This window comes from Actinopolymorpha singaporensis, from assembly GCF_900104745.1.
Classification (GTDB): Bacteria; Actinomycetota; Actinomycetes; order Propionibacteriales; family Actinopolymorphaceae; genus Actinopolymorpha; species Actinopolymorpha singaporensis.
Window position 1 is genome coordinate 5035530 of sequence record NZ_LT629732.1, and the last position, 11041, is coordinate 5046570.

The 11041-nt window shown below is 71.4% G+C and carries 8 protein-coding genes; 3 read left to right on the plus strand and 5 right to left on the minus strand.

Annotation, left to right across the window (positions count from 1 at the left end; all coding sequences use genetic code 11):
• Nucleotides 1-95 precede the first annotated feature (95 nt).
• The 4 genes from dop to BLU27_RS22660 form a co-directional block, all read right to left on the minus strand.
• Nucleotides 96-1607, minus strand: a complete 1512-nt coding sequence (dop, locus tag BLU27_RS22645; protein WP_277869250.1) for a depupylase/deamidase Dop — start codon at nucleotides 1605-1607, stop codon at nucleotides 96-98.
• A gap of 253 nt (nucleotides 1608-1860) precedes the next feature.
• A complete protein-coding gene (arc, locus tag BLU27_RS22650; protein ID WP_172805016.1) occupies nucleotides 1861-3612 on the minus strand; it encodes a proteasome ATPase in 1752 nt (583 codons plus the stop codon).
• 352 nt (nucleotides 3613-3964) lie between these two features.
• Entirely contained in the window at nucleotides 3965-4993 is a 1029-nt protein-coding gene (locus BLU27_RS22655; protein WP_157728762.1) for a tRNA (adenine-N1)-methyltransferase, read from the minus strand.
• A 32-nt stretch (nucleotides 4994-5025) separates the two neighbouring features.
• Nucleotides 5026-6180 carry a site-2 protease family protein gene (locus BLU27_RS22660; protein ID WP_092655686.1) on the minus strand — a complete coding sequence of 385 codons (1155 nt, stop codon included), beginning with the start codon at nucleotides 6178-6180 and terminating at the stop codon, nucleotides 5026-5028.
• Nucleotides 6181-6498: 318 nt separating this feature from the next.
• On the opposite strand from BLU27_RS22660, the gene BLU27_RS22665 reads away from it, so the two are divergent.
• The 3 genes from BLU27_RS22665 to BLU27_RS22675 all read left to right on the plus strand — a co-directional run bounded on the left by BLU27_RS22665 (nucleotide 6499) and on the right by BLU27_RS22675 (nucleotide 9634).
• Nucleotides 6499-7482: a RecB family exonuclease gene (locus BLU27_RS22665; protein WP_092655687.1), complete on the plus strand. Its 984-nt coding sequence runs from the start codon at nucleotides 6499-6501 to the stop codon at nucleotides 7480-7482.
• Nucleotides 7483-7547: 65 nt separating this feature from the next.
• Nucleotides 7548-8924, plus strand: coding sequence for a sensor histidine kinase (locus BLU27_RS22670; protein ID WP_157728763.1), 1377 nt, complete (start codon nucleotides 7548-7550; stop codon nucleotides 8922-8924).
• On the plus strand, nucleotides 8921-9634 hold the full coding sequence (locus BLU27_RS22675; protein WP_172805017.1) for a response regulator: 714 nt from the start codon (nucleotides 8921-8923) through the stop codon (nucleotides 9632-9634). Before BLU27_RS22670 ends, BLU27_RS22675 begins: the two co-directional genes overlap by 4 nt.
• On the opposite strand, the gene BLU27_RS22680 is transcribed toward BLU27_RS22675, so the two are convergent.
• Nucleotides 9598-10971: an MFS transporter gene (locus BLU27_RS22680; RefSeq protein ID WP_197681530.1), complete on the minus strand. Its 1374-nt coding sequence runs from the start codon at nucleotides 10969-10971 to the stop codon at nucleotides 9598-9600. The genes BLU27_RS22675 and BLU27_RS22680 overlap by 37 nt on opposite strands.
• Between the last annotated feature and the right edge of the window lie 70 nt (nucleotides 10972-11041).

The following is an 11041-nucleotide window of genomic DNA, read 5'->3' on the forward strand; positions in this document are numbered from 1 at the left end:
TTGCCGGGCAAAACGGGCCGAACGGCATCCCGCGTGGGGACCTGGTGGCGGGCCTGGTGGTGGCCGAGGCGTGACCGTGACCGGGCAGTGCCGTCCTAGCCGCCCGTGATGGCGCGGACCAGCTCCTCCGCGGTCCGGCAGCGGTCCAGCAGCTCACCGACGTGGGTACGGGTCCCCCGCAGCGGCTCCAGGGTGGGGACGCGCTGCAGCGACTCGTTGCCCGGTAGGTCGAAGATCACCGAGTCCCACGATGCGGCAGCCACGTGTTCGGAGTACTGCGCCAGGCAGCGACCGCGGAAGTAGGCGCGGGTGTCCTCCGGCGGCTGCTGCACGGCGCGTTCGATCTCGGCGTCGGTGAGGATCCGGGCCATCCGGCCGCGCTCGACGAACCGGGGATACAGCCCGCGCTCGGGCCGCAGGTCGGCGTACTGCAGGTCGACCAACTGGAGCTTGGGGTGGCTCCAGTCGAGGCCGTCCCGCTCGCGGTACTGCTGCAGGACGGCCAGCTTGGCCACCCAGTCCAGCTCGCGGGACAGCGACATCGGGTCGGACTCCAACCGGGTCAGCACCGACTCCCAACGGTCCAGGACGTCCCTGGTCTGTGGGTCGGTGTCGGCGCCGCTGCGGTCCTCGACGTATTTGCGGGCGTTCTCGAGGTACTCCATCTGGAGCTGGACGGCGGTCAGCTTGCGGCCGCTCTTCAGCGTCAGCAGGTGGCGCAGGCTCGGGTCGTGCGAAACCTCGTGCAACGACGTCACCGGGTGCTCGAGGCTCAGGTCCGTGGTGAGGAAGTCGTCCTCGATCATCGCCAGCACCAGCGCCGTCGTGCCGGCCTTGAGATAGGTCGCCACCTCCGACAGGTTGGCGTCGCCGATGATGACGTGCAGGCGGCGGTACTTGTCGGCGTCGGCGTGTGGCTCGTCCCGGGTGTTGATGATCGGGCGCTTCAGGGTGGTCTCCAGGCCCACCTCGACCTCGAAGAAGTCGGCCCGCTGGCTGATCTGGAAGCCGTGCCGGCTGCCGTCCTGGCCGAGCCCGACCCGCCCGGCGCCGCACACGACCTGCCTGCTGACGAAGAACGGCGTGAGGTTGCGCACGATGTCGGCGAACGGGGTGGACCGCGCCATGAGGTAGTTCTCGTGGCAGCCGTAGGACGCGCCCTTGTTGTCGGTGTTGTTCTTGTAGAGGAGGATCGAGCTCGACAGCGGCGGCTCGGCCGCCCGCCGGGAGGCCTCCAGCATCACCCGTTCACCCGCCTTGTCCCACAGGACGAGATCGCGCGGGTTGGTCACCTCCGGCGAGGAGTACTCCGGGTGGGCGTGGTCGACGTAGAGCCTGGCCCCGTTGGTGAGGATCGCGTTGGCGAGGCCGACCTCCTCGTCGGTGAGCTGGCTGTCATCGGCCACGTCACGGGCGAGGTCGAAGCCCCGTGCGTCGCGCAGGGGGTTCTCCTCCTCGAAGTCCCACCGGGCACGGCGGGCACGGATCACCTTGCCCGCATAGGCGTTCACGACCTGGGAGGACGACAGCATCGGGTTGACGGTCGGTTGCCCGGCGACGGAGATGCCGTACTCGGTCTCCACGCCCATTACCCGGTGCACGCTCATGGGACTCCTCGTCGCCAGTCTGGCATCGCCGCGTCGTCGCGCCCACGAGCCGGACGGCTCGCGCCCGCCCCCGGCTCCTCTTACGAGCGTACGCGGACAAGCAGTGTGTGTAGGGCAGGGTTAGCCGATTGTCGCCGGAGATACCGGTCATGACGCCCGCGGGCGTCCCACTCGGTCGAGCGGGACACCCGCGGGCGTGAGTGCTCGTCGCCTCCGCCGGCAGGCGGCAGGCGGAGGTTGGTCCGGGGATCCGTCAGAGGTACTGGCCGGTGTTGGCGACCGTGTCGATCGAACGGCCGGCGTCGGCCCCTTCCTTGCCCTGGATGAGCGTACGGATGAAGACGATCCGCTCGCCCTTCTTGCCCGAGATCCGCGCCCAGTCGTCGGGGTTGGTCGTGTTGGGCAGGTCCTCGTTCTCCTTGAACTCGTCGACGCAGGCCTGCAGCAGGTGCTGGACGCGGACGCCCTTCTGCTGCAACTCGAGGAAGTCCTTGATGGCCATCTTCTTGGCCCGGCTGACGATGTTCTCGATCATGGCGCCGGAGTTGAAGTCCTTGAAGTACAGGACCTCCTTGTCACCGTTGGCGTAGGTGACCTCCAGGAAGCGGTTATCCTCCAGCTCGGAGTACATCCGCTCCACGGTGCGCTGGATCATGCCGCTGACGCAGGCGTCCCGGTTGCCGCCGAACTCGCCCAGGTCGTCCTCGTGCAGCGGCAGGGTGGCGGTGAGGTACTTCGCGAAGATGTCCCGGGCGGCCTCGGCGTCGGGGCGCTCGATCTTGATCTTCACGTCCAGCCGGCCCGGCCGCAGGATCGCCGGGTCGATCATGTCCTCGCGGTTGGAGGCGCCGATGACGATGACGTTCTCCAGCCCCTCCACGCCGTCGATCTCCGACAGCAGCTGCGGGACGATGGTGTTTTCCACGTCGGAGGAGACGCCCGAGCCGCGGGTGCGGAAGAGGGAGTCCATCTCGTCGAAGAACACGATGACCGGCGTGCCCTCGCCGGCCTTCTCCCGGGCCCGCTGGAACACCAGGCGGATGTGCCGCTCGGTCTCGCCGACGTACTTGTTGAGCAGCTCGGGGCCCTTGATGTTGAGGAAGTAGCTCTTCCCCTCGGTCTTGGCGTCGCGCACCGCCACCTGCTTGGCGAGGGAGTTGGCGACGGCCTTGGCGATGAGCGTCTTGCCGCACCCGGGCGGACCGTACAGCAGTACGCCCTTGGGCGCCTTCAGCTCGTGCTCGCGGAACAGGTCGGCGTGGAGGTAGGGCAGCTCCACCGCGTCGCGGATCTGCTCGATCTGGTTGCGCAGACCGCCGATGTCCTCGTACTGGATGTCGGGGACCTCTTCGAGGATCAGCTCCTCGACCTCGGTCTTCGGGATCCGCTCGTAGACGTAGCCGGAGCGGGGCTCGAACAGCAACGAGTCGCCGGCCCGGATCGGGGTGTCCCGCAGGGGCTCGGCGAGCCGGGCGATGCGTTCGTCGTCGGTGTGCCCGATGACCAGCGCGCGGTCGCCGTCCTCCAGCAACTCCTTGAGCATGACGACTTCGCCGACCTGCTCGTAGGACAGCGCGCGGACGACGTTGAAGGACTCGTTGAGCATGACCTCCTGGCCCGGGCGGAGCTCGTCGAGGTCGATGCTGGGGCTGACCGTCACCCGGAGCTTGCGGCCACCGGTGTAGACGTCGGCGCTGTCGTCGTCGTTTCGGTTGATGAAGATTCCGAAGCTCGCGGGCGGCTGGGCAAGTCGGTCCACCTCGTCCTTGAGGGTGACGATCTGCTCCCTGGCCTCCCGGAGCGTTCCCGCCAGGCGTTCGTTCTGTGCCGTGACGTTGGCCAACATCGCCTGCGCCTCGGCGAGCCGCTGCTCGAGTTGCCGGCTGTCGCGCGGCTGCTCCGCGAGCCGCCGGCGCAGTGCCGCGACCTCTTCCTCGAGGTAGGTGACCTGGCTGGCGAGCTCGTCCGGCGAGCGCGCCTCGCGTCGGTCGTCTGGTGCGGGCACGTCCCTCACCTCCCCAGTCACTGTGCTGTCCGCGCCCGTGCAAGCGCATGAACGTGGATCTCGCTGGTGTCCGCGCCGAGCCGGTGCGCCGACGCCTCTGACCTTATATCTCCCCACCACCGACAGGTCACGCCCACAAGTCAGAACGTCACAAACCGATGGCGAATCGTGGCCGTTTCTTACACGCCAGGGGCCTACGGCCTTCCACAGTACGGGCCGGAGCCATCTTCGCCACCACGTTCGCCGGCGCATTCGGTGGCCGCGTCCGCTTCCGCGAGGGTTGTGCCGCAACGATCCGCGGGACGTGCTGCGGTCATCCCCGGACGAAACGTCCCGGGGCCGCCTCCGGGAGTCAGTCCACCTGGCCGGCGGGACGCGGCCCGTCGTAGTTCTCGCCGTAGGCGCCGGGCGCCGGACGGCGCCGGCGGCCGGGTGCGCTGACGCCGGGGGCAAGCCTGCGGGTGGTCACCAGGAACCCGGTGTGACCGATCATCCGGTGGTCCGGCCGGACGGCCAGCCCCTCCACGTGCCAGGTACGCACCAGCGTCTCGCTGGCCTGGGGCTCGGTGAAGCCGCCGTGGGCACGTGCCGTCTCGACGGTCCGCGCGAGCTGGGTGGTGGTGGCGACGTAGCAGCACAGCACGCCGCCGGGCACCAGGGCCTCGGCCGCCCAGTCGACGCACTCCCACGGAGCGAGCATGTCGAGCACGACCCGATCCACCCGGGGCCGGGTGGGCGCGCTCACCACGTCGCCGACGGTCAGGTCCCAGGTCGGCTGGGGCCCGCCGAAGAAGCGTTCCACGTTGCGGCGGGCGATCGCCGCGAAGTCGTCCCGGCGTTCGTAGGACGAAACCCGGCCTGCCGGGCCGACGGCGCGCAGCAACGCACAGGTCAGTGAGCCCGAGCCGGCACCGGCCTCGACCACGTGGGCACCCGGGAAGACGTCCGCGGCGACGAGGATCTGGGCGGTGTCCTTGGGGTAGACCACGGCCGCTCCGCGCGGCATGGAAAGGACGTAGTCGGACAGGAGTGGGCGCAGCGCGAGATACGGGACGCCTCCGGTCGACTTGACCACGACGCCCTCCGGCTGACCGATCAGGTCGTCCAGAGCGATCCCGCCGCGATGGGTGTGGAACGTCTTCCCCGGCTCCAGCGTGATCAGGTGCTTGCGTCCCTTGTGGTCCTCCAGCCGGACCTGCTCACCGGCCAGAAGCGGCCGGGCGTCGGCGGCGTCCTCGGCCGGCTCGCCGGACTCGCCGGGCTCACCCGGCCTCGCGGCCTCGGCAGGCGCGGCGGGCTCGCCGGACAGGTCGGCCGGCTCACCGGCGGCATCCGACGGGCAGGCGGGAGGGTGCTCGGCGGAGGGATCGGTCGGGGACATGACGGGCAGCGTAACCAGGAGGTCGGACCGGCTCAGGTGCGGGCCAGCGCCCCGTCGACGTCGGCGGTGGCCAGCACTCCGAAGACCCGTCCGTCGGGCTCGACCAGGAGGTACTCCGTGGCGGGAGTGCCGCCCATCGCCCGGACCAGTGCCTCCCCGGTGAGGCGTACGTCGAGCACCAGTCCGGGCTCGATCCGGCGGGCGACGTCGCCGACCGAGATCCACGGCCGCCGGTGCTCGGGAGTGGCCAGCACCGCGGCCTCGCTGACCAGGCCGGTCGGGCGGCCGTCGCTGCCGACGACCACCAGCGAACCCGCGTGCGCCTCCTGGGCGCGCCGGACCGCCTCCGACAGGGGAAGCTCGGACGACACGGGCACGCCGCGCCTGGCGAGGGTGCGGGCGTGGATGGCCGGGAGCTTCCGCCTGATCTTCGCGCTCATCAGGGCCTGGCTGGAGCCGGCCCACATGAACATCGCCAGGAAGACGCTCCACACGATGTGCAGCAGGCTCGGCGCTCCCCACGTGCTGGCCAGAAGGGTCCACGGCAGGAGCAGCACGACGGCGGCGACCACCCGGCCGGCCCACCCGGCGACGGCGGTGCCCAGATGCGGCTGTTTGGTCACCGCCCACACTCCCGCGCGCAGCAACCGGCCGCCATCCAGCGGGAGCCCCGGCAGCAGGTTGAACAGGCCGACCAGCAGGTTTGCCCAGGCGAGCTGGAACAACGCAAGCTCGAGCAGGGCAGGGCCGGACACCACGGTGTGGCCGAGCGCGGCCAGGCCGCTGATGCCCAGCGAGGTCAGCGGCCCGACGACGGCGACGGCGAACTCCCGCCACGGCGTCTGGGGCTCGCTCTCGATCTCCGACAGCCCGCCCAGGAACTGCAGCGTGATCGCACGCACCGGCAGGTCGAACTTCCTGGCCACCAGAACGTGGGCGATCTCGTGCACCAGAACCGAGGCGTAGAGCAGGACGGCGAACCCGAGCGCCGCCACGAACGACCACACGCCCAGGCCGGGCACCTGCTCGTCGACCACCGGCCGGAAGACGTACGCAATCAGCAGCGCGACCAGGATCCAGGACACGTTGACGTAGACGGGAACCCCGACAACCCGCGCGATCTGGACCGCGCCGGGCCGGCGCTGCGCCGCCCGGGACGGGGCGTTCTTCTCCACGTCGTGCACCATCGCCTGTCTCAGCCTGCTTCCGTCGGGGTGCGCGGACTCGACGTCCGGCGAACGACCAGGTCACGTGGGATGTTCCCGAGGGATCCTCCCCGGCCCGGCAACGGCCACTACCCGGCGCGGTGCCGGCACCGCGCCGGGTAGTGGCACCGGACCGGTTGTGCACGGTCATTGTGAAGACTTCCGAGGTCGTCGCGCCGCGTGCGAAGGGACACGGTACCGCCTGACCACATGAGGCGGCGCGGTCGCGGCCGGAGCGGCACAGATCGGACACCCGCGCGTCCGCGGGCCTGTCGGTGGGGTGTCCTACGCTTTCGGGCCATGGCGACAGTGAGCGAGGCAGCGACCACGACGGCGACCACCGACGCGACCACGAACGCGAGTGGGAACGCCGGTGGAAACGCGAGTGAGAACGCCCGGCCGGCGATCCCGCTCGCGGTGCTGTCACCCTCCCGGGCCAGCGACTTTCTCACCTGCCCGCTGCGTTACCGCTTCCGGGTGATCGACCGGCTGCCGGAGCGGCCGAGCCCGGAGGCCGCCCGCGGCACGGTGGTGCACGCGGTTCTGGAGCGGCTGTTCGACCTGCCCGCCGGCGGCCGCACGATCGATGAGGCGTGCACGCTGCTCCGCCCGCAGTGGGACCGGCTGGTCGAGGCCGAGCCCGAGCTGTCGGAACTCTTCGGGGACGAGGAGGGCGGGTTCGACCCCGAGCGGCTGGAGGGTTTCCTCGCCGATGCGCGGGCGCTGCTCGACCGATACTTCACGTTGGAGGACCCCACCAGGCTGGAGCCCGCCGAGCGGGAGATGTACGTCGAGTGCGAGCTGGACTCCGGCCTGCGGCTGCGGGGCTACATCGACCGGCTCGACGTCGCGCCCGACGGGGCGCTGCGCGTCGTCGACTACAAGACGGGGCGAGCACCCGGGCCGGGTTACGAGCAGCGGGCGATGTTCCAGATGCGCTGCTACGCACTGATGCTGTGGCGGCTGCGAGGTGTCGTACCCCGCCTGCTGCAGCTGGTCTATCTCGGCAGCGGCGACGTGCTGCGCTACTCCCCCGACGAGGCCGACCTGCGCGCGACCGCACGCAAGCTGCAGGCGCTGTGGAACGCGATCGAACGCGCGCACACCACCGGCGAGTGGCGCGCCAGCCCCGGCCCCCTGTGCGACTGGTGCGACCACAAGTCGCGGTGCCCCGCGTGGGGCGGCACGCCTCCTCCGCTGCCCGCGCCCGCCGACACCGATCCGATGCCGACGCAGGACACGTCCGAGGCTCCCTCACCACATACCTCCGCGGTCGACCTTTAGGCAGGTCCCAGGCACCCCCGGAGGCTGGGGGTGGCGCCGTGAGTCCGGCAGCCTACGCTCGGACCGTGCGCGGTACCGATGTCCGAGACTGGCTTCGAGGCCGCCCCGACCTGGTGGACGGGGCGGTCGCGTTCGTGCTCGTGATCGCCAGCATCGCCGGACTGAACTACCGCTCCTACGCCGGGATCACGTTCCGCCCGCCGGACGCCTGCGGGTTGGTGCTCGCCGTCCTCGTCGCCGCGCCGCTCGCCCTGCGCCGGCGGTTCCCCGTGACGGTCGCGCTGGTCGTGATCTCGGCGTACATGACGCTCGGGTTCGCCGGCTACAGCTCCTCGGTCGGCTCGGTGGCGGCCCTGCTGGTGATCTACACCGTCGGCGCGCACAGCACCGCGGCCCGCAGCCTCGCGGTCACCGTGGCGACGACCATCGCCTCCATCGTCTTCCTCTACGTGCGGCGGGACGCCTACGCCTCGATCGGCATGACGTTCGACGCGATCACGGTCGGCCTGCAGCTCCTGGTCTACGGCGGCACGTGGAGCGTCGCCCGGGCCATGCGTGCCCGGCGGCGCTACCTGGTCGCGCTGGAGGACCGCGCCAACCGGCTGGAGCGTGCCGCATCCGCGGAGGTCCGCGCGGCGCTGGCGGAGGAACGCGCCCGGATGGCCCGGGAGCTGCACGACGTGGTGGCCCACCACGTGAGCGTGATGACGGTGCAGGCTGCCGCAGCGCGGCGGACGATCACCCGTGCACCCGAGCGCAGCGTCGAGGCCATGCGGGCGGTGGAGGAGACCGGGCGGGAGGCGCTGGAGGAGATGCGCCGCATCGTGGGTGCGCTCCGCGCCGCCGACCAGGACGAGCCGGGCAACGTCCAGCTGTCGCCACGTGCCGGCGTCGCCGAACTCGGGCCACTGCTGGACCGGGCGAGGGAGGCCGGCCTGCAGGTCGATCTCACCGTCGTCGGCGAGCCGCGCCCGCTGACGTCCGGTGTCGACCTGGCGATCTTCCGGGTGGTCCAGGAGGCCCTGACGAACACGCTGAAACACGCCGGCCCCACCCGGGCCGCCGTGTTGCTGCGGTACGAACCCGATGCGGTCGTCGTGGGCGTCACCGACGACGGCAGCCCGCGGCGCGGGCCGTTGCACCGCGCCGACGACGCCGACCGGCTCGACCACGGGCTCGGGCACGGACTTGTCGGTATGCGCGAACGCGTGACGCTGAACGGAGGCACCTTGTACACAGGTTCCCGGATGGTCGGTGGGTTCGAAGTCCTCGCCACCCTGCCGTCGACCGAGGCCGGCACACCGGACCCAAGCAACTCGAGCGACTCGGACGGCCCGAACAACCGGAGCGACTCGCACCGCTTGCACGGCTCGCACGGCTCCGGTGAGCTGAGGGAAGGCGCACGCGCCGGCCAGGCGACGGTGAACGAGGTGCGGTCGTGACGCCTGCCGAGGACGGTCCGGCCACGCCGGCGGTGGGGACGCCGGTACGCGTTCTCCTGGTCGACGACCAGCCACTGCTGCGGACGGGGTTCCGGATGATCCTCGAGTCCGAGCCGGACATCGCGGTCGTCGGTGAGGCCGGTGACGGGCAGAAGGCGGTGACGGAGGCCCGCGCCCTGCAACCGGACGTCGTCCTGATGGACATCCGGATGCCCCGGATGGACGGCGTGGAGGCCACCCGGCTGATCACCGGGACCGAACGAGGCGGAACCGTCCGGGTGCTGGTGCTCACCACGTTCGACCTCGACGAGTACGTCGTGGACGCGTTGCGCGCCGGCGCCTCGGGCTTCCTGCTGAAGGACGTGCCGCCGGAGGATCTCGCCGACGCCATCCGCATCGTGGCCCGGGGCGAGGCGGTCGTCGCGCCGACCGTGACCCGTCGGTTGCTCGACCGGTTCGCGACCGTGCTGCCGTCGACGAGCAGGGAGTCGGCGCAGGAGCTCGCCCACCTCACCGAACGCGAACGCGAGGTGCTGCGGCTGATGTCCCGCGGCATGTCCAACGCCGAGATCGCCGGCGAGCTGTACGTCTCGGAGACGACGGTGAAGACCCACGTCGGCAACGTGCTGGCCAAGCTGGGGCTGCGCGACCGAGTGCAGGCGGTGGTGTTCGCCTACGAGAGCGGGCTGGTGCGCCCCGGCGGCCGCTGAGGGCTCGCGGGGCGCGGGCGCGAGGCGAGGAGCACCACCAAGGGTGCGACGGCGATCAGCCCGGCGACGAACGCGACCAGGACGTACCCCCCGCCGGCGAACACCGCTCCGGAGGCCAGGCCGGCCGACGCCGACGAGCCCCACACCACCGCGTCCACCGTGCCCTGGACCTGGCTGCGCACCCCGGCCGGCAGCTCCCGGCTCAGGATCGCGCTGCCCCCGACGAAGCAGAGGTTCCAGCCGTAGCCGAGCAGGAACAACGCCAGCGGGATCCCGACCGTGTGCGACGTGGGCGCCGCCATGGCCAGAGCGGCGGAGCCGATCAGTGCGCCCGCGCCGACGCTGGTCACGGTCCGGCCGCCGAGCCGGTCGGTGAGCCGTCCGGACAGGGGTGACAGCGCGAACATCCCGGCCAGGTGAGCACTCAGCACCCAGCCCACGACGTCCAGGCCCTGCCCGTGCCGGTGCAGCTGGAGCGGGGTCATCGTCATCACCGCGACCATCGCCAGCTGGGCCGACACCATGCCCGCCAGCGCGACCCGTACCGCCGGCAGCCGAAGGACGCGGCCGACCTCACCTGGTCGAGGGCGCTCCCGGGTGCGCGTGCCGCCGCGACCGGCCCGGGGCAGCAGGCCGGCCACCGCCAGGGCCGCGCCGGTGGTGAGGATCGCCAGCACGTAGGTGCCGGCGTACTCCGGAATCCCGGCGCGCGCTGACAGGCGTGCCGCCGGCGAGATCAGGCTCGGCCCGACGAGCGCACCGACGGTGCTTCCCCACACCACCAGGCTGAGCACGAACGCCTTGCGGTCGGCCGGGTGCAGGTCGGCCACGGCGTAGCGGGACAGCTGGGCGCCGCCGTTGCCGATGCCGAGCAGCACCATGCCCACCGCCAGCAGCGGAAGGACCGCCATCCCGACCGCGACGGCACCCACCAGGGCCCCCAGGGCGGCCACCGCGTATCCGGTCCGGAGCCCGGTGCGCCGGCCACGGCTGCGCATGAGTGCGGACAGCCCCAGCGCACCCAGAGCGGTGCCGACAACGCCGGCAGCGCTCGGCACGCCGCTCCACGCGGGGCCGTACCGGTCGCTCGCGAGCAGGCTGCCGACAGTGCCGGCGGGCACCATCGAGACGTTCATCAACACGACGCCGGTGACCAGCGCGAGGGTCGACCTGCGCCGGGTGCCGACGTCGTGCAGTCTGGTCTCGTCGGCCGGGAGGGCTGGCTGGGCTGGGTCGGCTGGTTGGGCTGGGTCGGCTGGTTGGGCTGGGTCGGCGAGCGGCACCGCGGGTGCGCCGAGCCTGCCAGGACGGGCGGAATCACCTTCGGACGCGGGCATGCCGCAGAGCCTAGAGCGGCCAGCCGACAGTGCTCGGGTGGCCGTCGTACGCCGGTCGTACAGCAGTCGT